The sequence below is a fragment of the Natrialba chahannaoensis JCM 10990 genome, from assembly GCF_000337135.1.
GTDB classification, from domain to species: domain Archaea; phylum Halobacteriota; class Halobacteria; order Halobacteriales; family Natrialbaceae; genus Natrialba; species Natrialba chahannaoensis.
The window spans coordinates 19,682-43,464 of the sequence record NZ_AOIN01000080.1 but is presented as its reverse complement, the minus strand read 5'-3'; the positions used below and the strand labels follow the sequence as shown (position 1 = coordinate 43,464).

At 62.5% G+C, this 23,783-nt stretch carries 20 protein-coding genes and 1 pseudogene; 14 read left to right on the top strand and 7 right to left on the bottom strand.

Annotated features, from left to right (window positions below; genetic code table 11):
* Window positions 1-28 precede the first annotated feature (28 nt).
* The 4 genes from C482_RS14700 to glpA all read right to left on the bottom strand — a co-directional run bounded on the left by C482_RS14700 (window position 29) and on the right by glpA (window position 6,012).
* The gene (locus tag C482_RS14700; protein WP_049896801.1) at window positions 29-1,387 is read right to left on the bottom strand and encodes a Cdc6/Cdc18 family protein; all 1,359 of its coding nucleotides are present in this window, start codon (window positions 1,385-1,387) and stop codon (window positions 29-31) included.
* Entirely contained in the window at window positions 1,387-2,835 is a 1,449-nt protein-coding gene (locus tag C482_RS14695) for an anaerobic glycerol-3-phosphate dehydrogenase subunit C (RefSeq protein WP_006168500.1), read from the bottom strand. Before C482_RS14695 ends, C482_RS14700 begins: the two co-directional genes overlap by 1 nt.
* A 144-nt stretch (window positions 2,836-2,979) precedes the next feature.
* Complete coding sequence (gene glpB / locus C482_RS14690; protein ID WP_006168499.1) at window positions 2,980-4,341, bottom strand: glycerol-3-phosphate dehydrogenase subunit GlpB; 1,362 nt, start codon at window positions 4,339-4,341, stop codon at window positions 2,980-2,982.
* Window positions 4,342-6,012, bottom strand: a complete 1,671-nt coding sequence (gene glpA, locus C482_RS14685; RefSeq protein ID WP_006168498.1) for an anaerobic glycerol-3-phosphate dehydrogenase subunit GlpA — start codon at window positions 6,010-6,012, stop codon at window positions 4,342-4,344.
* 301 nt (window positions 6,013-6,313) lie between these two features.
* On the opposite strand from glpA, the gene glpK reads away from it, so the two are divergent.
* A complete protein-coding gene (gene glpK / locus C482_RS14680) occupies window positions 6,314-7,897 on the top strand; it encodes a glycerol kinase GlpK (protein WP_006168497.1) in 1,584 nt (527 codons plus the stop codon).
* The gene (locus C482_RS14675) at window positions 7,894-9,021 is read left to right on the top strand and encodes a hypothetical protein (protein WP_006168496.1); all 1,128 of its coding nucleotides are present in this window, start codon (window positions 7,894-7,896) and stop codon (window positions 9,019-9,021) included. Before glpK ends, C482_RS14675 begins: the two co-directional genes overlap by 4 nt.
* A gap of 373 nt (window positions 9,022-9,394) precedes the next feature.
* Here C482_RS14675 and C482_RS14670 read toward each other — a convergent pair whose 3' ends face one another.
* A complete protein-coding gene (locus tag C482_RS14670; protein WP_006168495.1) occupies window positions 9,395-9,628 on the bottom strand; it encodes a MarR family transcriptional regulator in 234 nt (77 codons plus the stop codon).
* A gap of 181 nt (window positions 9,629-9,809) precedes the next feature.
* Here C482_RS14670 and C482_RS14665 point away from each other — a divergent pair, with 181 nt between their 5' ends.
* The 4 genes and pseudogenes from C482_RS14665 to C482_RS14650 form a co-directional block, all read left to right on the top strand.
* A complete protein-coding gene (locus tag C482_RS14665) occupies window positions 9,810-10,025 on the top strand; it encodes a hypothetical protein (protein WP_241431935.1) in 216 nt (71 codons plus the stop codon).
* Window positions 10,022-10,336: a hypothetical protein gene (locus tag C482_RS14660; RefSeq protein WP_006168493.1), complete on the top strand. Its 315-nt coding sequence runs from the start codon at window positions 10,022-10,024 to the stop codon at window positions 10,334-10,336. Before C482_RS14665 ends, C482_RS14660 begins: the two co-directional genes overlap by 4 nt.
* Window positions 10,333-10,995, top strand: coding sequence for a zinc ribbon domain-containing protein (locus C482_RS14655; RefSeq protein ID WP_006168492.1), 663 nt, complete (start codon window positions 10,333-10,335; stop codon window positions 10,993-10,995). The genes C482_RS14660 and C482_RS14655 overlap by 4 nt, the downstream gene beginning before the upstream one ends.
* Window positions 10,988-11,493, top strand: a pseudogene (locus C482_RS14650) (hypothetical protein); the annotation flags it as partial. The gene C482_RS14655 and the pseudogene C482_RS14650, both read left to right, overlap by 8 nt.
* A gap of 250 nt (window positions 11,494-11,743) precedes the next feature.
* Here C482_RS14650 and C482_RS14645 read toward each other — a convergent pair.
* Window positions 11,744-14,941: a methyl-accepting chemotaxis protein gene (locus tag C482_RS14645; RefSeq protein WP_241431934.1), complete on the bottom strand. Its 3,198-nt coding sequence runs from the start codon at window positions 14,939-14,941 to the stop codon at window positions 11,744-11,746.
* 186 nt (window positions 14,942-15,127) lie between these two features.
* Between C482_RS14645 and C482_RS14640 the strand changes: the two genes are divergently transcribed.
* The 5 genes from C482_RS14640 to ribB all read left to right on the top strand — a co-directional run bounded on the left by C482_RS14640 (window position 15,128) and on the right by ribB (window position 18,884).
* Window positions 15,128-15,799 (top strand): HAD-IIB family hydrolase, encoded by a 672-nt coding sequence (locus C482_RS14640; protein ID WP_006168489.1) that lies wholly within the window; start codon window positions 15,128-15,130, stop codon window positions 15,797-15,799.
* A 104-nt stretch (window positions 15,800-15,903) separates the two neighbouring features.
* Window positions 15,904-16,230, top strand: coding sequence for a hypothetical protein (locus tag C482_RS14635; protein WP_006168488.1), 327 nt, complete (start codon window positions 15,904-15,906; stop codon window positions 16,228-16,230).
* 79 nt (window positions 16,231-16,309) lie between these two features.
* Window positions 16,310-17,356: a 4-demethylwyosine synthase TYW1 gene (gene twy1, locus C482_RS14630; protein WP_006168487.1), complete on the top strand. Its 1,047-nt coding sequence runs from the start codon at window positions 16,310-16,312 to the stop codon at window positions 17,354-17,356.
* Between the two features lie 98 nt (window positions 17,357-17,454).
* On the top strand, window positions 17,455-18,162 hold the full coding sequence (locus tag C482_RS14625; protein WP_006168486.1) for a DUF120 domain-containing protein: 708 nt from the start codon (window positions 17,455-17,457) through the stop codon (window positions 18,160-18,162).
* Entirely contained in the window at window positions 18,159-18,884 is a 726-nt protein-coding gene (ribB, locus tag C482_RS14620; protein WP_006168485.1) for a 3,4-dihydroxy-2-butanone-4-phosphate synthase, read from the top strand. Before C482_RS14625 ends, ribB begins: the two co-directional genes overlap by 4 nt.
* 40 nt (window positions 18,885-18,924) lie before the next feature.
* Here the strand turns inward: ribB and C482_RS14615 are convergent, their stop codons facing one another.
* Window positions 18,925-19,254 (bottom strand): DUF7471 family protein, encoded by a 330-nt coding sequence (locus C482_RS14615; protein ID WP_006168484.1) that lies wholly within the window; start codon window positions 19,252-19,254, stop codon window positions 18,925-18,927.
* A 359-nt stretch (window positions 19,255-19,613) separates the two neighbouring features.
* Between C482_RS14615 and C482_RS14610 the strand changes: the two genes are divergently transcribed.
* From C482_RS14610 to C482_RS14600, 3 genes are all read left to right on the top strand, one after another.
* A complete protein-coding gene (locus C482_RS14610) occupies window positions 19,614-20,138 on the top strand; it encodes a winged helix-turn-helix transcriptional regulator (protein ID WP_006168483.1) in 525 nt (174 codons plus the stop codon).
* Window positions 20,139-20,314: 176 nt separating this feature from the next.
* Window positions 20,315-21,547: a YncE family protein gene (locus C482_RS14605; protein ID WP_049896796.1), complete on the top strand. Its 1,233-nt coding sequence runs from the start codon at window positions 20,315-20,317 to the stop codon at window positions 21,545-21,547.
* A 12-nt stretch (window positions 21,548-21,559) separates the two neighbouring features.
* On the top strand, window positions 21,560-23,779 hold the full coding sequence (locus tag C482_RS14600) for a copper resistance CopC/CopD family protein (protein WP_006168481.1): 2,220 nt from the start codon (window positions 21,560-21,562) through the stop codon (window positions 23,777-23,779).
* Window positions 23,780-23,783 lie beyond the last annotated feature (4 nt).

Sequence of the window (23,783 nt, the reverse complement as noted above, 5' to 3'; positions counted from 1 at the left end):
GTTTCATGGGGAAGGGTCGTTTCGCGCGTTAGTTTGTGCTCGTATTCGTGTTGGTGTCTGCCTCCTCGTTTGTGTCCGTCCCCGCGTCTCTATCGGTTATTTCGCCCGTCTCTGTATCGCTTGCCGTATCGGTCACCGCTGAGGTGAGCGCTTCGAAAACGAGCGTCGGAAAGCGAGGTTCGACTGTACTCGGCCGGCGGCCACTGCCGGTCGTGGGAAGCGGGACGCGTTCAATGACGCCCCGGTCTGCGAGTTCGTAGAGGAAGCGCTTGACCGTGCCGTTGGTGAGTGTCGACCGTTCGGCGATGGCGGCCGCGACTTCCCGGATCGGTCGGCTGTCGGTGTCGACGTCGACGAGGTGGACGAGCACTTGCTGGCGCGTCTCAGAGAGTGCAAGCGCGCGATCGACGTGGACACCGTCGTCGGGGACCGCGTTGCGCGCCGCTTCGAGATGGGTGTCCTCGATACGGGTTGTGCTGGTTTCGGTGGCGCGACAGGCCGCGCCGAAGAGCGCGGCGAGTGCGTCGTGGGCGTTGCCGTCGGCCCAGATGGCGAGTTCGCGCACGGACTCGTGGTCAAGGACGCCCGCGGCGAGGCCGGTCGAGGCGCGGTCGGTGATAACGTCGACGAGTTCGTGATGGCGGTACGCCGGAACGGTGACGACCGACCCCCTCAGCTGCGCTCTGTTGTCTCTGGTTGTCGGGTAGTCCTCGTCGGTGTCGGCCTCGTTTTCGGCCCCAATCTGGCCTGCACCGCCGTTGTTCTCGACGTGGGCGGGCTGCCAGTTCTCTGGCGTCGACTGTCCGACCGCCATCGTCGCGACACTGTCACTGACTGGTTCGAGGAGCTCTCTGGCCCGCTCGTATCGAAGCGTTTCGGGTTCGTCGTGGTGATCGATGGCGACGATAGCCCGGCGATCATGGCGCGCGAGGCGTGTAGTCAGCCGGTCGCGGAGATCGTCCGTCCCAATTCCACTCTCAGGCACTGGTTCTGCCGAAATCACCGAGAGAACAGCCTGATAGAACGCGAAGGCACTCTCGACGCGGCGGCCGTCGACGTAGACGAACCAGGTCACCGGACCGGTGCTGCCCGCACGCGTCGTCGTTGCAATTGATCGGCTCGATTCGCCAAGTCGGTCGTTGAGCGCATCGAACAGCGCAGTGACGATCGCAGACGTGCCCGATCCCGGCGGACCGACGACGGCGACCGGCTCCGGTAGATCACCGTCGAAGACGGGCTCAAGTTCGTCGAGTAACTGTTCCAGGACGGGACCGCGGCCGATCGGCTCTGGACGGTGGACGATAGGGCTCAGATGGTCGCGGTCGACCATTACTGTCCGTCCCTGGTGTGCCGATCGTCGGCGAGCGATGCGCTCCTGAAGGTTCATCAGTCTGACTCCGTTCCTGTCTCGGTACTCTTACCCTCTCCCTCAGCCTCACCCAAGCTCGAACTCGCACCAGTCTCCGCGTGCGAGCCACCACCATCACTGACGAGGGCCGCCTCGAGTACCTCGAGCGTGTGCTTGATCTCGTAGCCGGTACCGTGTTCCATCTGCATCGAACAGGTCGGACACTCCGTCAGGCCGGTTTCGGCCTCAGCTTCGTCCATGTGCTCGAACATCTCCTCGCCGATCTTCATCGACGTCTCGTAGTTCTCTTCTTTCCACCCGTAGGTGCCCGAGATACCCGAACAGGAGTCGCCCACGTCGTGTGCGTCGATGCCGTCGATCGCGTCCATCACTTCGATCGTCTGTCCATCGAGTCCCTGGTTACGTGAATGACACGGTGCGTGATACGCCATGTCGTCGAACTCGTCGTCAACGGTCGTGTTCTCGAGTGCACCTGTCAAATCCTCGTGGACGCGGAGATACTCGACGGCGTCCCAGGTGTTCGCGGCGACGGTCTCGGTGTCCTCGAAATCGAACAGTTCGGGGTACTCCTGGCGAATCGACATCGAGCAGGAGCTACACGACGCGATAACGTCTGCGCCGTCCTCAATGGCTGCGGCGAGTTCGCGGACGTTCGTCTCGGCCGCGCGGCGGGCGTCCTCGAGCATGCCGTTTGCGAACATCGGCGTGCCGGAGCAGGACTGTTCGGGGACCATGACCTCGTAGCCGAAGTGTTCGTAAACGCGCACGAGCGCCTTCGCGACCTCGGGGGTGTTGTAGTTCGAGTAGCAGCCGTGGAAGTAGGCGATGCGCTTGTTCTCGTTCTGAACCTTCGCCCCGCCCCTGTCCGTCCACCACTCGCGGAACGTCTCTGTCGCAAACGTGGGCAAGTCACGCTCGCTCGTGATCCCCAGGGTCTTCTCACCGAGCCACTTCGTGACCGAGAGTCCCATCACGAAGTTCGCTGTGCGTGGGAACATCGACGCCAGCGGGGCGAGTCGCCGGTAGTTCGCCAGCATCCGGTTGCGAAGGTACTCGCGCGAGAATTTGCTCATGTTCTCCTCGACGTACTCCGCCCGCGCCGTGTTGTGCATCTGTGAGAGCGGGACACTCGAGGGGCAGGCACTATCACAGCGCATGCAGTTCGAACACTTCATCACCGATTCGTCGATGTCGTGGTCGTCCTGGCGCTTCAGTCGCCACTGTTCTGGCCCCTGGAACTTCGGCCCGGGGAACTCGTCGTCGACTTCGGCGACGGGGCAGTTCGTGTCGCAGGTTGAGCACTTATAACAGTTGTCCGCGCCCGGACGGAGGTCCATCTCCTCGGCCTCCGGGAAGACCTGTACGGGTTCGAACTCGTCATTGCCACTGTCGTCTTCGTCCGCACCGCCAGTGCTCGGTTGCTCGCTCGGTACGCTGTCGTCGATCGGTCGCTGTGCATCACTCATGGCTCAGAATAGGTAGTGGTCGCGTCGAAGTTGGAGTTGGAGTTGGTGCTGGTGTTGGGATTGGAATTGGAGTTGGAGTCGAAGCCGGAGTCGACCTCGACGCCGAACTCGAAGTTACACTCGTGGTCGTGGACAACAACAGAGTCACTGACATCCCTCCCCGGCGCGCGTACCGGCAACGTAGCCCGTCGCGAGCGAGACGCCAGCGCCGGATTTCTCGGCTGCGTAGTCGTAGCCGCCCAGCACAGAACCCGCCGCTCGCAGGTTCGAAAATTCGAGATTGCCGTCCGCATCGAGCGGTCGGAGATCCTCATCCGGAACCACACCGAACCGGGCGTACGGCTGTTCGCCGAAGACATCATCGACGAACCAGTCGTAGCGATCTGTCGCATGCGGGACGTAGCAGTCGAAGATCCCCTCGGTCACTCGTTCCCGGTTCGATTCGACACCCTTCCCGACCAGGCCGCCCGTCGCGAGGACGTACTGGTCGGCCTCGTGTGGAATTTCGGCACCGTTGCGGTCGACCACGACGTGGTCGATGGCTGCCGTTGCGGGCTCGTCCGCTGTCGAATCGGCCACCGCAGTCTCGTAGTCGACCACCGGCACACCCGAGGTCACGCGAACGCCGGCCGACTCGAGTGCGTCGTACAGCAGATCCTCGAGTCGTAATCCAGGCAAACTTGGCGGCCCCATCGGGACTTCGAAGGTGTCTGCGCCGAGCGCGTCCGAGAGCGTCTCCCGGACAGCGGCTGGGTGGTCGTCGCCCAGAACCGCGGGAAAGCCGACGCGCGACTCGCCGTCGAGATGTGGCTCTACAGTCGCAGCGAGCGCCTCTCGTGCGCCGGTTTTGCCGGTCAGCGTCTCGACGCGCTCGTTGTGATCCAGTAGGTGTGCGTACCGCGTTACCTTCGCGTCGTCCCGGACGATACCGGGGAACGACAGCGTCACGCCGCGCGCGTCGAACGGTGCGCCTGCGGCCTCGAGATGGGCCGCCGCGAGCGGTGCATCGAAGTCGGGCAGTGTCTCGAATCCGACAAGCAGGGTGTCGCGGTCGTCGCTCGCTAGCCCCTCGGCTGTCGAGACCGGGTAGCGCGCGGTCGGTTTGACCGTGCCGCCGTGGGTCGGGACGAGCGCGTTCATCTCGGTATGCGAACCAGCGTAGGCGTCGCCGGCAATCTCGTCGAAGAAGGCGAGTGCCTCTCGAACGGCGTCGACTCCGACGCGCTGGTAGGGGTGGCTTTCTGGGAGGGACTCGAGTGCGGTGAACGGATCGGCGACGGGTGTTTGGTTTTGGTTTTGCCCCTGTTCCTGTCCGTTCTCCCCGTCGCTAACGCCCCCCGGCGCGTATCCCAGAACGTCGATCAGGCCGCTCGCGTGACGAAGGGTGCTCTGCTTGTACGTCACGAGGCGGATGCGTGCGTCTTCAGCTGCGTCAGCGGCTGCGAGCGCGGCGGTCGCGCCGGCGAGGCCGCCGCCGATCACGAGCACGTCATCGGTGATCGCCATCTAGGCACCACCGTCGAACTGTGCGTAGTCGATCTGTGTCGCCCCGCTGGCGGGGTCGTTGTCGCGGTTCATCGTCGTCGCGTGCAGCGCGTAGTTGAGCATCGCTTGCGAGAGTTGTTCGCCCCAAAGGGCGTGGCGTTCGCCTTTCCAGCGCTCCTGAAAGAGTTCGTCGAGCGCCTCGCGGACGGTTTCCTCGTCGTATCGCGGGTGGAGTTCGGTCGCCATGTTCTGACAGCAGAAGCCGCCTTGGCAGTTACCCATGGAGGCGCGCGTTCGGATGCGGACGGCGTTCAGATCCGAGCCGGACTGGCCGATAGCATCCTGTACCTCGGCGCGGGTGACGCCCTCGCACTGGCAGACGACTGGGTTCGGCTCGTCCGTCTCCAGCACGTCCGCGGCGCGACTGCCGAGGCGCTGATTGCTTCGGCGGGCGACCGGCGAGCGAAGGCCGAAGTTGTCCATGCCTTCCTCGAGCACCGAGATATCCTCGCTGCCGGGCAGCGGTTCCTCGGCGGTAGCGCAGGTCGCGCTGACGCCGAGTTTCTCGCAGACATGGTCCGTGATCTCCTCGGCCATCGCGCGGTAGGTGGTGAACTTCCCGCCGACGATGCTCGACATGCCGCTGACGCCGTCGCGCTCGTCGTGGTCAAGCAGGAAGAAGTCTCGCGTGATGTCGGTCGGGTCCTGCGTGCCGGTTCCGGGTGGCTCGTACAGCGGACGGACACCCCAGAACGAACGGATGGTGCGGGCCTCTTCGATAATCGGCACGAGTTCCGAGAGCGTGTCGATCATCATGTCGACCTCCCACTGTTCTTCGGGATAGTCGTCGGGGTCTGCGACCTCCTCGTCCGTGGTGCCCAGAATGGCGGTCGTCTCGTGGGGGACGATGATATCGGCGTCGCCCTTCGGTCGACAGCGGTTGATCACGGTGTCGACCTGCCGGACGTTCATAATGGTCATGACGCCCTTCGAGGGGCGGACGGCCACGTCGAGATCGGCCATCGCCCCGATCTGGCCAGCCCATGCACCCGTTGCGTTGACGACGTACTCGGCGGTGATTTCTTCGGTCGTGCCTGGGCTCTTGTGCGTCCGTTTGCCTGGTCCAGAGTCGTGACGGACCTCCACGCCGTAGATATCGTCGCCCTCACGCAGCAGGTCGATCACTTCCGCGTGGGTCTCGACGCGTGCGCCGTGGCGTTCGGCATCAAGCGCGTTCGCGACGCAGAGGCGGAACGGGTCGACCGCGCCGTCGGGAACCTGAATCGCGCGCGAGACATCCTTGGCGAGGTAGGGCTCGACTTCGCGAGCCTCGCGTCCCGAGAGCACTGTCGCGGGAATGCCACAGTCACGACAGCCCTCGAGTTTCTTTTGAAGGTACTCATCCGAGTCCTCGGGTCGCTGGACGAACAGGCCACCGGTTTCCTCGACGCAGTGGCTCGCGATGTCCCGGAGGATCTCGTTCTCTTCGATGCATTCTGTCGCACTGGCCTGGTCCGAAACGGCATAGCGGCCGCCGCTGTGCAAGAGGCCGTGCATTCGGCCAGTGGTTCCGTCCGTCAGATTACCTCGCTCGACGAGAGTGACGTCGACGCCGCGCATCGCCAAGTCGCGGGCAATGCCACAGCCAGTTGAGCCACCCCCGAGGACGAGGACCGCCGTATTGTGTGCCATCCCTTCATTCGAGGCAGTCGGTCGCCGCGACCTTTATTTTATCGCCGGTCTAAAAGCGACCATAACAAAAACAAAACCTGTGAACACACTGCATGAAACTATGTAGGAACGATTTACTTCTCCACCACGGCACCAAAACGCCACATAAAACACTATACGCGTGATTATTCGCCCTTTCCATCAGTGCTGCTTTGCTGGCCCATCGCGAATTTGGGAACATTTATAATGATCCTCGCTATTGTTTATCAATAGCACGTAACCGACGGTAAACTCGGTACGTGAGCGATCCGGGGTGACTACAGTGACAGACACGACATACGTCGGCGCAGTTGACCAGGGAACGACCGGTACCCGCTTCATCGTCTTCGATCACGGTGGGCAGGTCGTTGCGAACGCATACGAAACGCATGAACAGTTCTATCCCGAACCCGGCTGGGTCGAACACGACCCGATGGAGATCTGGGAGAACACGAAGTCCGTCATCACGCAGGCGCTCGGCCAGGCCGGCATCAGTCCCGAGCAACTCGAGACGATCGGCGTCACCAACCAGCGCGAGACGACCGTGCTGTGGAACGCCGATTCGGGCAAGCCGGTCCACAATGCCATCGTCTGGCAGGACCGTCGAACCACCGAGCGCGTGGAGGAACTCGAGGAAAACGGCACGGTCGAGACCATCCGCGAGAAGACCGGTCTCGAACCAGATGCCTACTTCTCGGCGACCAAGGCCGAGTGGCTGCTCGAGGAGGCCGACCCAATCAAGATGGAGCGCGCTCGTCCGGCGGACATCCGCGACCGCGCGGCGGACGGCGACGTGCTCTTCGGAACGATCGACAGCTGGCTGATCTACAACCTCACAGGCGAGCACATCACCGAGGTCACGAACGCCTCGCGGACGATGTTGTACAACATCCATGACCTCGAGTGGGACGACGACCTCCTCGAGGAGTTCTCGATCCCCAAGGCGATGCTCCCCGAGGTTCGTCCCTCCAGCGACGACGAGACCTACGGCACCACCGATCCCGAGGGCTTCCTCGACGCCGAGATTCCCGTCGCGGGCGCACTTGGCGACCAGCAGGCGGCCCTGTTCGGCCAGACCTGTTTCGACGCCGGCGACGCCAAGAACACCTACGGCACGGGTTCGTTCTTCCTGATGAACACCGGCAACGAGGCCGTCAAGAGCGATCACGGTCTGCTGACGACCATCGGCTTCCAGCGTTCGGGTGAGCCAGTCCAGTACGCACTCGAGGGCTCCATCTTCGTCACCGGCGCGGCCATCGAGTGGCTAGAGGACATGTCCTTGATCGACAACCCCTCAGAGACGGCCGAACTCGCCCGCAGTGTCGACACGACCGACGGCGTCTACGTCGTCCCCGCGTTCACCGGCCTCGGCGCGCCCCACTGGGATCAGCGCGCCCGCGGCACCATCGTTGGGATGACTCGTGGCACTCGCAAGGCCCACGTCATCCGCGCGACACTCGAGTCCATCGCGTACCAGACTCGGGATGTCGCGGAAGCGATGGAAGCCGATTCGGGGATTGAGATGAGTAGTTTGCGAGTCGACGGGGGCGCAGTCAAGAACAATTTCCTCTGTCAGCTCCAGTCGGACATCATCGGCTCCGAAATCGTCCGCCCGGTCGTCGACGAGACGACGGCGCTCGGCTCGGCCTATGCGGCCGGTCTGGCGGTCGGTTACTGGGACGACGTTGACAGCCTGCGGGACAACTGGCACGTCGACCGCACCTTTGATTCGACGATGGACGACGAGGTCGCGGACGCGCGCTACGAGCGCTGGCTCGACGCGGTCGACCGGTCACTCGACTGGGCGCGGGACGGTTCGGGCACGGAAACCGGCAGTGACACGGGCGACAGCGGTGATAGCGCATGATCGAGCAACTACTCGACGTCGCCGAAATGATTGCCGCTTTCGCGGGCGGTGCGTTCGGTGCTGCACTCGGTCCGCTGCCGGCGTTCATCTTCACTGGCTTCATGGTGATCGCCGGGGAGGCGGCGGTGCTCGTCGACCCTGATGCCGCCGCAATCACCAATCAAATCGCGTTCGGGCCGCCGTTCTCGCCGGCTATCTCCTTTGCCGGTGGTGTGGCCGCGACGGCCTACGCCGCCCGGAAGGGCTACATCGATACGGACTTCGACTACCACGAGGCGAAGAACATCGCCTACGCGCTCGGAACAAAGCCCGATGTGCTCGCCGTTGGTGGCGCGTTCGGTATCCTCGGCTACTGGCTCGTCGTCGCATCGGCGGAGCTGGGGATGCCCTACGACCCCATCGCGATGGGTGTCGTGCTCTCCGCGCTGTTCCACCGGCTGATTCTCGGCTACAGCATCATTGGCAAGGTTCGCGGGTCGGGAATCCTCGACATGACGCCGTTCGAGCGCGAGGAGCGCCGGACGGCCACCGACGGCGGCCAGAAGCAGGCTCACGCGGACGGTGAAGCACAGGCAGGCACTGACGCCACGACGACGGCGGCGGCGACCCAGCAGGCTCGCTTCTCTGTCGAGCCGTGGCTTCCACACCAGTACCACTGGAGTCACGTCGCCATGATCGGCCTCGTTGCGGGTATCCTCGGCGCGTACGTCGGGATCGCATCCGGCAGTGCCTTCCTCGGCTTCGGGATCAGCGCGGCTTCGTTGGTCTTCCTCAACTGTGGCGTCGAGAAGGTGCCGGTGACTCACCACATCACGTTGCCGGCGGCGACTGCCGGGATGGCGGTCTACATCCCCGCTACTGGCGGAATTGCAGAAAGTGCGCCGGTTGCCTACGACAGCGCCGCACTCCTCGCGAACACGGGACTCGAGGTCGCGCTAATCGTTGGCCTCGTCTTCGGGATCATCTGCGCGCTCTTCGGTGAAGTCTTCCAGCGGACCTTCTACGCCCACGGCGACACCCACGTCGATCCACCTGCTGCGGCGATCGTCTTCGGGACCTTCCTGGTGGCGGTGCTCTACGTCGCCGGCGTCTTCCCGACGACGGTCTGGGTCCCGTGGTTCTGATCTGCTGACCGACGCTGCAGCTGCTTTCTCTATCCTGTTGTGGGGATTGTACTCGAGTAGGGAACTGCTCGACACTACAGGTGTTCCTAGTTCATCATACCGATTCCGTTTTCTGTCCAATTGTAGACCCGGTAGGCGTGTGATTTGATAGTTTCCAACAGCGGCGGCGTGATGTTGTTCGCCGGATCTCGGGTCAGGAGTCCTGTGCACCCCCACGGATCTATTCGGGGATCATCCGGTACCCTTTCCGCCATGTCTCGGTAACGACTTGAGATTTCTGCCTTCTCCTGTCACCGCTCGTGGATTTCACCCTTTGACTCGGGATCTCGGTCGGCATTGTCGTCCTTCTCTTTCGCCATTATCTGTCACCCGCTTACTCTCGTACAACCGACCAGACCAGAGAATTTCCGACCTTCTTCTTCGAGACATGACCCTCATCCAGTAGACGTCGAAGGCGATAATCTGCGCTTTGTCGGGCGATTCCAAGCTCATCAGCCACTTCTTTTGTGCCCGCGGGGTCATGTTCTCGAACCGCATCGAGCACATCATCATCGGTGTGTTCGGGCTCGAATCGCCCACCCTCGTTTCTTTCCCGATCTTCGCTCATTGGTCTGTAAGACGCAAGTATCTCTCTTCAACCTTCTGCTCAGGGGCAGAGGGGACAACACTTATTGCGGTATGCTGCATAGCAGATGGTATACGGAAGCCCGGCCCTTCGGGACGTAACCGTCGCAGGAAACGCCCAGGTGTTGGAGCCACCTGGGCCGGGCTTCTGAGGCCAGAAACCCATGTCAATGGAGATATCTGCCGGACTTCAGACTTCCGGTACCACGGACGAATCGACCAACGAACGCCGAATCGAAGGGCCGATCCCCAAATTCAACAAGTACGGAAACGCGACGGGCTACGACTATTTCCGCCGCATCGGTTGCGGTGCCGAAGCGATGCGCCGTCTCAATCTTCGCGACGGCGGCTGCCACTGTGGCAAGGAGGCACCACGATGAGTCTCCCCGAGTCGGCGGATGTGATCGCGTCCGGTGAGGATGTCCCGTACTGGACGTTCGATTTCATCACACAAATGATGGAAGGCGCGTACCCACATGGTGTCGCTCTCGAGTACCACGATCTGGTGCTGATCAGCCAGGTCGACGACGCCCGAACGACGAAGGTCTGGCACGTCCACGCGGAGGACGGGCCGGTGATCGAGTCACTGAATCTCGACGCCTTCCGGACGGCCACCGAACTCGAGGAGACACTCGACGAGATTGTAACCTCCGATCCAGCTGACCGCGAGGAGTGGGTGAGTAACCGATGAGCAGCACACCGCTCTCCGCAACGACTTGTCGAGATCGAACACTGGAATCCACGCCGGTCGGTGTGGACATCGGAGTGAAAAACCTCGTCGCCGCGGCCCCAGCGGATGCTGCTCCGGAGTCAGCGCTCGTGATCGAAGGCGACCACGTTCGGAAGCGCCACGAAACCCTCGTCGAGGCGATGCAGGCACTTCAAGGCGCGAAGTTTGACACCACCAACGGACAGACTCAGCTGTTCGCGGCACTCTGGCACCAGATCCGTCCACAGGTCTACGATGCCGCTGTCCGCGTCGTTCGCTACGCCCAGGAGTTCCCCGCACCGACGATCACGCTCGAGGACTTGTCGTTCTGTGAGGCGACACTGTGGGAACACCGGACAGTCGACGATATTGGAACGTGGTTGCTCCCAGCCCTCCAGCATGCGGTTGCGGTGAAAGCGCAGGCGGCCGGCATTCCCGTGACGTACGTCAATCCAAAGTATACGACCCAGCAGTGCCACGTCTGTGGCGAGCTTGGTCGCCTCAAGAACGACACGCTGGAGTGTACCACCGAAAACTGCTCCGTCGGCACCGTGTGTCGCGACCGAAGTGCCGCTGTGAGTATTGCCCAGCGAGTCGATCTCGGCAAGACAACCGAACTGGCCCACCATGTAGATGATTGACGATATCGACCGCGACGTGTTCGTGCGAACCCAGACCGACCTGCTGGTGGTCGGCGACTCGATCATGACCGATCGGAATCACGCCAGTAACGGAAACTACGAAGACGACGATCCGCAGAACCAGATCGGCGGGATCATCCCGGCGTTCCCGCTCTTCGGGTGGCTACGTCATGGGATGGAAGAGATTGTGCAGGAGTACGGCGGCACCGCCTGCCACCTAGGAGAGGGAACGCAAACTTCCGCAAGGACGGCGTCTACGACCGCAATCTCGAGGCCGGATACCATGAGAAGGGCGCGCGTACTGACGACCTGAGGGAAGCTGACGGCTGTATTGTTTTCGACCTGTTTGGCGGGTTCGGCGGCGTTCCCAGCAAGGTGATGCGCCATCCGATCAAGTTCAACCCCGTCCACTCAAGCGTGGACTACACGCGTGAGCAGGCCGAAGGCCACTACCGACGGCTGAACCGGAACGTTGTCTCCAGCAACCGTGAGGAGAACGAAATCGTATTTGCAACAACTGATAGCCCTCCACACCGAGCTGTCGGGCACAGGCTTCTCCAATACCGCTTCCCGCCAGTGTCACGATTGCGATCTGCGTTTCAGCCATACAATCGCTACCAGAGCCGCGTTCATAGCGTTTCTCGCAGCCTACACGCACTTTCGCAGCACACATTTCTGCAACACACGCGGAAACAACCACTCGAGAACCATCGGCAAAAATCCTGTAACAACCGGAGGGTAAGTCCAGCTACGTACTCGAGTCGGTGTTGTCTGCTCTGTCGTCGACTTTGGTTTCCTCTGCGTCTGCGTCTCCGTCCCCGTCCACTTCGGTTTCGTTCACTTCACCTTCTGCTTCGGTTGCATCACCCTCGTCGTCTGTGCTGGTTACGTCGAGTGTGTTATCCGCGTCGTCTGCGCCATCTGCTTCATCCGTGTGGTTTGCGCCGTCCGCATCGTCCGCGTCGCCTACTTCGTCCGTATCGTTCGTATCGTCGAATTCGGTGCTCGACTGGGAGTCACTGTTTTCACCATCCTCCTCAGCGGTAGCGCCGTCAGCGGTAGGCTCTTCGGTGTCAGGGTCCGTTGCAGTATCCGCTGACTCGTTGCTCTCGTTCTTACTGCCGTCCTCAGCCGGTCGTTCGTCGTCGGTGGTGTCTGCGGACTGCTCTTCACCCTCGCTCTCGGTTTCGTCCACATCGTCGTTTTCGGCACTGTCTGCACCCTTTTCGTCGTCGCTTTCGCCGTCACCATCCTCATCACTCCCAGCACTCTCTTCGTCGTCTTCGAGCCCGGACTCGAGTGCACTCGGTGTCGGCGCATCCTCGCCGGCGGGGAGCGCGTGGGGGTCATCGTTTGCCTCGTCGGCCGGCAGTGTCTCGGGTTCGTCTGGGTCGACGTACGCGAGTTCGGTGCCGGGCTGGTCGTTGGCTGTGGAGTCGTCGAGGACAATGTCGGTACTGGTTTCGGAGTCTGTGTCGTTATCGACCGCATCACCGTCTCCGAAGTCGACAGCAGTCCCGTCGACATCCGTCGTGAACGCGGCGAGCGAGTCCTGCAGCGTCACCGACTGCTCGGAAAGGTCGTCCGCGTTCTCGCTCACGGTCGAAATTGCGGCCGTCTGCTGCTCGACGGCAGCGGCGACATCGCTCGCCTCGCTCGCAGTCTCGGTACTGATTTCGGTCACGTCGTCGACCATCGTGACCAGGTCCTGCGTCGACGTGGCGATTCCGTCGGTCGCGTCGCTGATCTCCTGGACGCCGTGGTCGGCTTCGGTCACTTCGGTCTCGATTTCGCGGAACGCCGTCGCGGACTGCTCGACCGTTTCGGTGCCCGCAACGACGTGTTCGCGCATCGCCACCATCTCGTCGACCGTCTCGTCGGTCTGAGACTGGACGGTGTCGATGAGTTGGTCGATTTCCGCGGCAGAGTCTTTGGTCTCCTCTGCGAGCTGTTTGACCTCGTTGGCGACGACGGCGAAGCCGTTGCCGGCACGAGTGCTGTCGGTTCTGCCACTGCCGGCGTTACTGGCATGTGCCGCCTCGATGGAGGCGTTCAGCGCCAGAATGTTCGTCTGATCCGCGATGTCCGTGATGACGTCGATGATCTCGTCGATCTCGGTCATCGATTCGTCGAGGTCGCGGATCGCCTCGAGTGTCGCCTCAGTTCGCTCCTCGATGTCTTCCATCTCGCTGACGAGGTCGCCGGCCGATTCGCGGCCGTCGTTTGCGCGCTCTGCAGCGTGCTGTGACGTTTCTGCGAGGGTGTCGGCGGTCGCTGCAATCTCCTCGATGTTTGCGGAGATGCCCTGCACCTCCCCAGAGATGGTCTCCATGCGCTCGTGTTGTTGGTCCGCGTAGCCCGTAATCTGCTGGACGGACTCACTGACCGTCTCGCTCGTGGACTCGAGTTCGGTCGCGCGAGCCTGGACGTCGTCAGTCGCCTCGGAGACGTCGCCAGCGAACGTCGAGACGGTGCCGACGGTGCGCTCGAGGTCCTCAAGCATTTCGTTGAACGTGACGGCGATCTCGGCCATCGGCTCGCTTTCGGTGTCCGGATCGAGACGCTGGGTCAGGTCGCCGTCGGCGCAGGTCTGCATGACGGCGCAGTACTCGGTCGCGGTCTGTTCGAGCTGCTCGTTCATTTCTTGGGCGTCCTGGCGGGCGCGTTCTGCGCGTTCTTTCGCCAGTTCTGCCTCTTCGCGAGCCTCATCGGCCTGCTCTCTGGCCTGTTCTGACTCCTCTCGGGCCTGTTCGGCCTGTGTTCGGGCCTGCTCGGACTCTTCGATCTGGTTGACCAACGAGATACGCATGTCGTCGATCGAGTTGTAGAGGCCACCGATTTCGTCAATACGATCGGATTCGACGGCGGTGTCGTACTCGCCGTCTTCAATCGCCGCTGCACTGCCGGACAGATCGCTGAGCGACCGGGCCGTGTTTCGTCCCAGAACGGTGCCGAACACGCCGATGACAGCGACGCCGACGAACGTGATCAACAGGCCAAACTGGGTCGCGGTGTTGGCAAAGCCGAGCGCATCCGCCTCTGTCGTGTGCACGAGCACGGTCCAGTCCTCGCTCGTCGTGTAGTAACCAACGACGTAGCCGTCAGGATCGAAGTTGTACGGCTCGTTCTGGAGGGTTTCACTCGGCGCACCATCGACGCGAACCGAGCCGCGGTTCTCGAGTTGGGCTGCTTCGAGGACACCGTTTTGATCCTCATACGTGTCGAGGAACGACAGCGTTTCCTCGTCCCCTTCGCCGTCGTTACCCAGGTAGGCGTCGTCACCGACAATCTCTCCATCTTCGTTGACGATCGTCACGACGGTTCCCGAATCCGCAGTGGAGACCATCTCAGTCGAGCGCTCGGAGAGATCGAACGTGAACACGAGCGCCCCCTCACCGTCGTTGACACCAACGTAGTACGAAATGACAGGGTGTGTATCCGTCGAGAGTCCTAGCTGATCCGGCATCATGTACGGCTCGGTCTGCTGTACCAGGTTCGTCGAGATGTCATCATCGAGGTCCGCAGTGTCGGGGAACTCGAGTGCATCCAGATTGTCGACATCGACACCGATGCCCGTGATGATGTCGCCGGATTCGGTGTCGACGTAGAGCGCGTTTATGCGCTCTTCGGGCATGTCGTAGTATATTTCCTGGAGGTAGTCGTCGACCTGTTCCGAATCACCGCTGTCGGTTACAGGTGCATCTGCCGTCGCGGCGACGAGATTGTGATTCTGTTCGAGCCAGTTTTCTATGGCAATGCCTTCCTGATAGGCTGCGTCCTGCCGTTCGTCGAGGGCGGTTTCCTCGACGTTTTCGGAGAGCAGCGTCGTCGAAACGAGCCCGAGGCCACCGATCGTGAGCCCGAGAACGAGGAAGACAACACCAAACTTCAATGCGTAACTTCGTCTGATGAACGACGGTATGAGACGCCGCCCCTTCCACACCATAGGTGCTAACGCCCAGCACTGCTCTTAGTTCTTATCGCCACACAGGACATATTAGAGATAGTATAACTAGTACCACAGCTGTATCAATCGGTACAACCGTTGTGAATTACTTGTGGTGTGGAAAGTCCGATTGCAACTGGCGACGACAGTCAGATGGTTTTAGGTGCTGGTCCGCTAGCTGCTCGTATGTCCACGCCACCGCTGGTTCTCGATATCGACGGGACGCTGACCCGGTCCGATGGGTGGGGCATCGATCCGCGCGTGTTCGACCCGCTTCGTGAGTGGGATGCGCCGGTCGTGCTCGCCACCGGGAAGGCGTTCCCCTATCCGATCGCACTTTGTCACTTTATCGGCGTTCCGGAACTCGTTGTCGCTGAAAACGGCGGTATCGTCTACACCGGTGATGCGGTCCACGTCACGGCCGACGCCGACGCTGCACGGACGGTCGCCGCAGAGTACCGCGCCGCCGGCTACGGCCTCGGCTGGGGTGACGACGATACCGTCAACCGCTGGCGCGAGGCGGAGGTTGCTGTCAGTCGCGACCAACCGCTCGAGCCGTTGCGCGAACTCGCCGCCGCGGCCGGACTCGAGGTGATCGACACCGGCTACGCCTATCACGTGAAAGACACCGACCAGAACAAGGGCGACGGTATCAGCATCATCGCGGACAACGTCGGGTTCGATCTCGCCGACTGTGTCGCGATCGGCGACTCGATCAACGACGTCTCGACGTTCGAGGCCGTCGGCCGCAGTTTTGCCGTCGCGAACGCCGACGACGCAGCACGAGCGGTAGCCGACGAGGTGCTCGCAGAGGCACACGCCGACGGGACGCTCTCGGTTCTCGATCGAGTTCGATAAGCGCGTGTTCGAACGGATTCGATGAGTGTCTCTGTAAGACGGGCGTGCCAGCAGCAGCCGACGCCACGCAGAACGCTTTTGCGTATCCCGTCGAAGAGCCACGTATGGATGCAGTCGACGCGGCGGTCGCGCTGTTTGGGGTCGTCGGGACGGTGCTGATATTCGTCTATATCGGTCGTGACGCGGCGCGAAACGAGGTTTCGCGCTCACAACTCTGGGCTGCAATCGCGGCGGTCCCCTTCCTGCTCGGGGTCGGCCTCTATCTGTTTGCGTCAGTTCCGACGACGGGCGTCATTATGACGGCGAACACCGGACTCGTCCTGTACACGTTCGAACGCGAAATTGCGAACGAGGAGGACGAACCAGCAGAACCGGGAGAGTTGCCACCCGGCCCGGACGTTGGCAGTAGCTCCGAGGAACGGACAGAGTAGCTTCCATACTCCTGCGTCCTTCGAAGCCAGCGCGCGACACCACACCGCTTTTGGTGACCCCTCTCCAAGCGAGAGCAACATGAGCGATTCCGCCGACGCAGGCGTCGACGTCGAGGTGGGGGCCGACGCCGACACAGAGACAGACGACGGCGACCGCGACGGTGGACCGGCACAGGTCTCGAGTCCGAACTACCATAGCGAGAACCACACCGCCGCCCAGACCTGCGGCTGGACGGCGAACGCCCTGCGCGGTGAGGGCCGCTGTTACAAGAACATCTACTACGGTATCGAGTCCCACCGCTGTATCCAGATGACGCCGGTCGTGAAGTGCAACGAGCGCTGTGTCTTCTGCTGGCGCGACCACCAGGGCCACGCCTACGAGATGGACGGCGTCGAGTGGGACGACCCCGAGGCCGTCGTCGACGCCTCGATCGACCTGCAAAAGAGGCTCCTGTCGGGTTTCGGCGGGAACGACGAGGTCCCGCGGGAAGTCTTCGACGAGGCGATGGAACCCCGGCACGTCGCCATTTCGCTCGACGGCGAACCGACGCTGTACCCGTACCTGCCGGAACTGCTCGAGGCGTTCCACGACCGGGACATCACCACCTTCCTCGTCTCGAACGGCACTCGTCCCGAGGTGCTTCGGGAGTGTGACCCCACCCAGTTGTACGTCAGCGTCGACGCCGCCGAGCGCCACACCTTCGATCAGGTCGTCAAGGCTGTCGAAGACGACGCCTGGGACCGCCTGCTCGAGACGATGGACGTCCTGCGAGCAAAAGAGGAGACGCGGACGGTCTTGCGAACAACGCTGGTCAAGGGCGAAAACATGCACCACCCCGACTGGTACGCCGGCTTCTACCAGCAGGCAGATCCCGACTTCATCGAACTCAAGGCGTACATGCACGTCGGTCACTCCCAGGGACGACTCGATCGGTCGTCGATGCCCGACCACGAGGAGGTCGTCGAGTTCGCCGAATCCGTCGCCGAGTACATGCCCGAATTCACCGAGTGCAAGGGTGTTCCCTCCTCGCGCGTCGCGCTTCTTTCGAAGACGAGCGATACGTGGGTGCCCAAACTGAAGAAGGGAAGCGAGTTCTGGGCGCGCGATCCGATAACTGGCGACTGAAGCGGTAGTGGTCGATAAACACTCGACAACACCATAACAGTTCTGAGACGCATACCACATTCGGTACGCTTTTGACTGGTGCTGACAAAGCCTCCTCTATGTCAACGACAGCGGAACCTGCCGTCGGCCACGACGAACTCGCCGTCCTGAAGCTTCTTGCACTCGAGGGCGGGCTCGCTGGCGACGTCAAAATTTCCTGTTCTCACCTCGCAGACCGCCTCGACGCCTCCAACCAGACCGCCTCCCGTCGCCTCCAGCGCCTCGAAAGCGCTGCCCTCCTCGAACGCGATACGGTCAGCGACGGCCAGTGGGTCGCCATCACCGACGACGGTGAGCGCGCTCTCCACGCCGAGTACGAGGACTACCGTCGCATCTTCGAGGCAGACTCGGAGGTCGAACTCGAGGGCACCGTCACCAGCGGCATGGGCGAGGGTCGCCACTACATCTCGCTGTCCGGCTACCAGCGCCAGTTCGAAGACCGCCTCGGCTACGAGCCGTTCCCTGGCACGCTCAACGTCGAACTTCGAGACGAGAGTGTTCGCCGTCGGAGCGCCGTTTCCTCACTCGACCCCGTCCCGATCGACGGCTGGGAAGACGACGATCGCACCTACGGCCCTGCGGTTTGTTATGCTGCAACGATCGAGACCGCTGACGGACAAAGCTACGAAACCGCCCACACCATCGCCCCCGAACGAACCCACCATGACGAGGACCAACTCGAGGTCATCGCCCCCGAGAAGCTACGGGACGAACTCGAGTTGGCCGACGACGATCACGTCACTGTTTGGGTGGGTGATCGCGAATGACGGGTCAGCACGCGGGAACGACATCGAGCGATGCGGGTGGCTCGGGCGATGCGAACACGAGTCTCGACACCGGTGGTGACGCCTCGGTGGACGACGCGCTGGTGGCGTTGCAGGCAGGCGAACCGATTCTCGTCCACGACGCGGCGGATCGGGAGGGCGAGACCGACCTGATCTATCACGCCGATGCCGTCACGCCAGATGCCGTCGCTCGACTTCGGAACGACGCCGGCGGACTGGTCTGTGTTGCGCTCGGTCACGAAACGGCTGAGGCGTTTGATCTGCCGTTTTACGGCGAGGAGGTCGACCATCCGGCGACCGCCGACCACCAGCTCGGCTACGACGAGCGGTCGTCGTTTTCGCTGACGGTCAACCACCGCGACACCTACACCGGGATCACGGACAACGACCGTTCGACGACGATTCAGGCGCTCGGTGAGGCTGCAGCAGATCCCGACGCGACCGCGTTCGCCGAGGAGTTTCGGGTGCCTGGTCACGTCCACCTGCTGAAGGGTGCACCAGAACTGCTGGCACAGCGTGAGGGACACACTGAACTCGGCCTCGCGCTCGCCGCGGAAGCCACCCTTTCGCCCGCCGTCGTTGTCTGTGAGATGCTGGACGACGAAACAGGTGAAGCACTCTCGCCGGCAGATGCACGCGCATACGCTGCTGATCACGAGTTCGCGTATCTCGAGGGACGCGAGGTCATCGACCAGCTTGCCTGAGGATCAGATCCCCGAGAAACTCTGAAAAGACGACGATCTCTTATTCGGTCGCCGCTGCCGTTCCGCTGCGGTAGACGGCGTACAGGACGAGGACAGCGATCGCGAAGTCGCTGCTGTGTTCGACGAGGTGGTGAATCGTCATCGGAACGAGACCGAACACGGTCCCGAGTCCGACCAGCGACCGCGCGACGAGCAACCCGAGTACGACCGTAATCAACAGATAACGGGTCGTTCGCCGCCGCGAGTAGGCAACGATCGCTGCGCCAAAGAGGATTGTCGTGCCAGCGACCGCGAGACAAATCACGGTGAGTAGTATGGGCGCAAATTCGGGTGCAAGCCACTCGGCTTCGAACGGATTCGTATGGTTCATCGACGCGAAACTACGTGCGATGGTGCGCAACGAACCGACGTATGTGCTTCGGTCATCGATTTGCCAGTGTGAGTCAGGTCGTTCTCACCAGACACCCACACACCTGCGGGCACGACTCTCACGATTGACACAGTTCCCGGTAACCGGGAACGAACAAAACTCGTTATGAGGGTCACGACCATAGGCGATAGTACCCGACTGCCGGTCTTCACCCCGCCCCGATCGGTTGCCCTATCACCAATCACCACGGCCACACACGCCCGTACTCCACCAATGACACCGTCTCCCCGTTCACTCTGCCACCGCCGTTCTCCATCCAACACATTGTCACCGCCGAACGCACCACTCTCGCTTACACCATGACCACAACCCGACGACAGATCCGAACGCACGTGCAGCGCAACGCCGGCATCCACTTCAACGAACTCGTCCGCGAATCCGAGTTTGCTCCAGGACAGGTTCAGTACCATATCCGACAACTCCTCGCCGCGGATGAACTCGTCCGCAGCGAGTTCTACGGTCGAACCCACTACTACCCCCCCGAGTACGACGAGTGGGAACGCGCTACCCTCGCGCTCTTCCGGCGCGAAACCGCCCGCAACGTCGTCGTCCATCTCATTGAGCACGAACCCACCACTCCCGCCGCCGTCGCTGACACGCTCGACATCGCACGGAGTACACTCGAGTACCACCTCGACCGACTCGTCGAACAGGGTGTTGTCGAGAAGACCTACGACGAGCGCAACCGTGTGACGCTTCGACTGGCGAACGCGGAGGGGACCGGACGGTTGCTGTCGACAGTCGAGCCGACGGTGCCGGATCGGCTGGTCGACCGGTTTACGCGGCTGGTGGATGGGTTGCTCGAGGAGCCCGCAAACCGATAACGCTCGCCGGAGCCCGCCGTTGACTCCTACTTTTTGCTCGTGGAGTCACCGGTTGGAGGACGCTGCCGTAGTAATGGGGTACTCGAGTCCAGCGCAGATGTGGTATTCGAGAACTGAACCACGTTTTCGACAGCCGTACCATAACTACGAATAATATAGGGTTGCGAGAGACGAGTATGGATCCCTCTACAGATCGACGACGATTCGTGCAGGCAATGGGCGGTGGGTTTGTGGTTGCGCTCGCTGGCTGTCTGAGCGACGACGATGAAAACGGTGGGGAGAACGGTGACGAGACCGGGAACGGCGACGAAAACGGCGATGCCAATGGTGATGGCAGTGAGGGCCTCGCCTACGCCTTCGCACCGAACCAGATCGCGATCATCGACCCCGCAGAGGGCGAGGTCGTTGATGAGATCACTGACGGGATCGAGGACAACGAGTGGGGCGATCCACAGCTCACCCACGACTACTCGCAGATCTTCGCACTCGAGGGGAGTCGGAATCAGGTGCTCGTCATCGACACCGAGTCCCGCGAGGTGGTCTCCGAGGTCGATATTGGCCCTGGTGCAACGCACATCTACCACCCCAGCGACGACGAAATCTGGGCACACGCCGACGACGAAGGCCGGTTCTACGTCATCGATACCGAGTCACACGAGGTTATCGAGACCGTCACGGCTGGGCTCGACAACGAAGGCCACGGCAAGTTGCTCTATCACGAGGACTTCGGCTCGATGGGCTATGCGACGAACGTTAACGATCCCGTCGCACACGTTATCGACCTCGACGACTACGACCGACCCGACTCGATCGAACTCGGTGAAGAGGGCGGGACCCACTACAAGGCCTACGGGCCGCAAAACGGCCTCGCATACTTCGAGTACGGCGACGTGACTGCTGTTGTCGACACTGAGACCGACGAGGTCGTCGACGAACTCGACGTTTCGGGCGGCATGTACCTCACCCCGGACGAGGAACTGATGGGCGTGCTCGACGGCGACCTCATCCGCTTCCTCGACGTAACCAACGAGGACAGCGAGGAGGTCGGCTCCGTCGAAATCGATGGGGGGCCGGACGCGCTGCGCTACTACGAGGCCGACGGGACGCTCTACGGCTTCACGGCCAACACGATGACCGACGAGGCCGTCGTGATTAACGTAGACGAGTTCGAAGAGGTCACACGACTCGACGCTGGCGCGATCGAACGCCCTGAGGACGCACACCACCTCCACCGCTCGGGCGTGGCGGGCGACGAATTCTTCTTCACGCCGGCGGAGGCTGATGGTACGGTCGCGGTGATCGACATGGCCGAACAGGAACTGATCACACAGGTGGATGTCGAGGACGGTGTCGACACGGTTCAGTATATCGGCGACACCGGCACTGGCTACACCGGCGGCATTCGGTAACTGATCCAACGCATGCGCGTGACCGGACACTTCACTAGCGACGCTCGCTCGGGGACGCGATCAACAGCCGAGCGACTCGCACTCATCGTCGCCGTGCTCACCGTCACCTCGCTCGTCCTGGCGAGCGTCGCGACGCCGGTCGTTGCGCACGCGTCCCTGAGTGAGACGGACCCAGGCAACGGTGAGCAGGTCGACGAGTTACCCGACGAGGTGACGCTCACCTTCGCCGGTGACGGCGTGCAGGTCGCCGACGTGACAGTCACCGGACCGGACAGCGAGGACGTAAGCGGCGGGGCCGAAATCGATCCCGACGATTCGCAACTCGTCCATGTACCACTCGAGGGCGATGCGAACGGAGCGGACGCCGCAGACGGCATGTACACCGTCGACTGGGAGGTGCTGGCCGACGACGGCCACACCACCTCGGGCTCGTTCTTCTTCAGCGTCGGCGACGAACCGCTCGATCGGGACGCCGTCCTCGAGGCGTACGAAGACGAGGACAGTCCGGATGATGATGCCTCCGCAGTCGAAGCGGGCGCGAAAGGGCTCCTGCTGGTCGCACTCATTGGACTCGTCGGCGCACCGATCACGGCGGCCGTCGCAGTCTATCCGGCGGTCACCCGCTCGCGTGCCACGCCTAGGGCGCGATCAGTCGTCGACCACCGCCTCCTTCGTCTCCTTGGCGCTGCCGGTGCCCTTCTGGTCGCGTCGGTCGTTGTGCTCGGTTTGACTCGTGCCTCCTCGCTCGGTTCGCTCTCTGTCGAGACGGTGGTAGCGTTCGTCGAGACGCCGCTCGGACAGGCGTGGCTCGTCCAACTCGCGCTCGCAATCATCCTCTGTGTGGTTCTCGCTGCCGGACTCGCCGGTGTGCTCTCACGACGAAGCTGGCTCGCTGGCACCGTCGCGGGGGCCGTTCTCGTCGGCGGAACCGTCAGCTGGACAAGCCACTCGGCAACGGCCATCGACCGGCTCCAGGGTACCGCCGTTGACTTCGCCCACATCGGCGGTGCAGGCCTCTGGGTGGGCGGGCTACTCGTCCTGGCACTCGTCGTCCCACCCGCCCTCCGCCAGATTGACGCTGACAGTGCCGGTGACGCTGGCGCTGGCACTGGCGCTGGCGCTGACCGCCAGGCCGACGCTGACACGGACCTGCCTAGCGCACTCGCCGCCGCGACGATCCGGCGCTACTCCCTGCTTGCCCTCGCCGGCGTCACCCTCGCCGGCGCGACCGGTCTCATCCTCGCGGCCTGGCACGTTCCCTCGCTCTCGGCCCTTTCCGAGTCCGTCTACGGCCTTTCGCTCTCCGCGAAGACCCTGCTGGTCCTGCTGGCGCTCGGCCTCGGCGGTCTCACCCGCTTCGTTCTGCTGCGCCAACTCGAGTCCACCGTCGAATCGACGGGTGGACTCACCGACAGATTCCTCGGCGGCTCCGAGCGGCCGGTTCGTGAAGACGGCGGTCAGGTGTCTGGTTCGCCGGCATCGACCGCGTTCGTCCGCGCCGTCCGATTCGAGGTGGCCGTCCTGGTCGTCGTCCTTCTCATTTCGGGACTTCTGACATCCGTCCCGACGGCTGCGGTCGTCGGCATGGACGACGACGAACTTGAGACGGCGACGATCGAACGCGAGGGACCGGCGGATCTCGAGATGGAACTGCTGGTCGCGCCTGCAGCGGTGCAGGGTGATGATGGAGATAGCGAAGCTGACGAGGCTACTGCGTCGGCGCAGACACTCACTGTCCAGCCCGACGACCCCCTCGTGTTCGACGTTGCGTTTGTGAGTCACGACGAAGATGGCAGCACAGCTGAGAGTGACGAGGCCACCACCGTCAAGTCGGACGGCCCGGTTCGCCTGCTCGCAGACGCCGTCGACGCCGACACGACGATCGACATCGCACTCGAGCGCACCGAGGATGGCAGCTACGCCACGGTGCAGACACTGCCCGATGAGGGTGCGTGGGAGGTGCGGATTACCGGCGCGCCGAACGGGGAGTTCGTCAGCGAGTGGTACGACGTGACCGTCGAACCGGCCGTCGGCGAGGACGGTGGTGGTCACGCTGGTCACGATCACGGCGAGCACGGTGGTGATGAGAACGAGCACGACGGCACCACCGTTGACGACACCAACACCACCGGCGCTGACGCCTTCGCGATCGCACTCCAGTTCGGTGCCGTCGCTATCGCCATCGTCGGCTCAGTTGCTGTCGCGATCGAGGCGACCCGCCTCCGCGAGTAATCGT

What these genes read in the sequence shown, in the direction of transcription:
- C482_RS14660 (WP_006168493.1), top strand. Translation starts at nt 10,022, where the DNA reads ATGAGTCTCCCCGAGTCGGCGGATGTGATCGCGTCCGGTGAGGATGTC.
- ribB (WP_006168485.1), top strand. Translation starts at nt 18,159, where the DNA reads ATGACGGGTCAGCACGCGGGAACGACATCGAGCGATGCGGGTGGCTCG.
- C482_RS14665 (WP_241431935.1), top strand. Translation starts at nt 9,810, where the DNA reads ATGTCAATGGAGATATCTGCCGGACTTCAGACTTCCGGTACCACGGAC.
- C482_RS14600 (WP_006168481.1), top strand. Translation starts at nt 21,560, where the DNA reads ATGCGCGTGACCGGACACTTCACTAGCGACGCTCGCTCGGGGACGCGA.
- C482_RS14695 (WP_006168500.1), bottom strand. Translation starts at nt 2,835, where the DNA reads ATGAGTGATGCACAGCGACCGATCGACGACAGCGTACCGAGCGAGCAA.
- C482_RS14625 (WP_006168486.1), top strand. Translation starts at nt 17,455, where the DNA reads ATGTCAACGACAGCGGAACCTGCCGTCGGCCACGACGAACTCGCCGTC.
- twy1 (WP_006168487.1), top strand. Translation starts at nt 16,310, where the DNA reads ATGAGCGATTCCGCCGACGCAGGCGTCGACGTCGAGGTGGGGGCCGAC.
- C482_RS14700 (WP_049896801.1), bottom strand. Translation starts at nt 1,387, where the DNA reads ATGAACCTTCAGGAGCGCATCGCTCGCCGACGATCGGCACACCAGGGA.
- C482_RS14675 (WP_006168496.1), top strand. Translation starts at nt 7,894, where the DNA reads ATGATCGAGCAACTACTCGACGTCGCCGAAATGATTGCCGCTTTCGCG.
- C482_RS14635 (WP_006168488.1), top strand. Translation starts at nt 15,904, where the DNA reads ATGGATGCAGTCGACGCGGCGGTCGCGCTGTTTGGGGTCGTCGGGACG.
- glpB (WP_006168499.1), bottom strand. Translation starts at nt 4,341, where the DNA reads ATGGCGATCACCGATGACGTGCTCGTGATCGGCGGCGGCCTCGCCGGC.
- C482_RS14640 (WP_006168489.1), top strand. Translation starts at nt 15,128, where the DNA reads ATGTCCACGCCACCGCTGGTTCTCGATATCGACGGGACGCTGACCCGG.
- C482_RS14610 (WP_006168483.1), top strand. Translation starts at nt 19,614, where the DNA reads ATGACCACAACCCGACGACAGATCCGAACGCACGTGCAGCGCAACGCC.
- C482_RS14615 (WP_006168484.1), bottom strand. Translation starts at nt 19,254, where the DNA reads ATGAACCATACGAATCCGTTCGAAGCCGAGTGGCTTGCACCCGAATTT.
- C482_RS14605 (WP_049896796.1), top strand. Translation starts at nt 20,315, where the DNA reads ATGGATCCCTCTACAGATCGACGACGATTCGTGCAGGCAATGGGCGGT.
- glpA (WP_006168498.1), bottom strand. Translation starts at nt 6,012, where the DNA reads ATGGCACACAATACGGCGGTCCTCGTCCTCGGGGGTGGCTCAACTGGC.
- C482_RS14655 (WP_006168492.1), top strand. Translation starts at nt 10,333, where the DNA reads ATGAGCAGCACACCGCTCTCCGCAACGACTTGTCGAGATCGAACACTG.
- C482_RS14645 (WP_241431934.1), bottom strand. Translation starts at nt 14,941, where the DNA reads ATGGTGTGGAAGGGGCGGCGTCTCATACCGTCGTTCATCAGACGAAGT.
- C482_RS14670 (WP_006168495.1), bottom strand. Translation starts at nt 9,628, where the DNA reads ATGAGCGAAGATCGGGAAAGAAACGAGGGTGGGCGATTCGAGCCCGAA.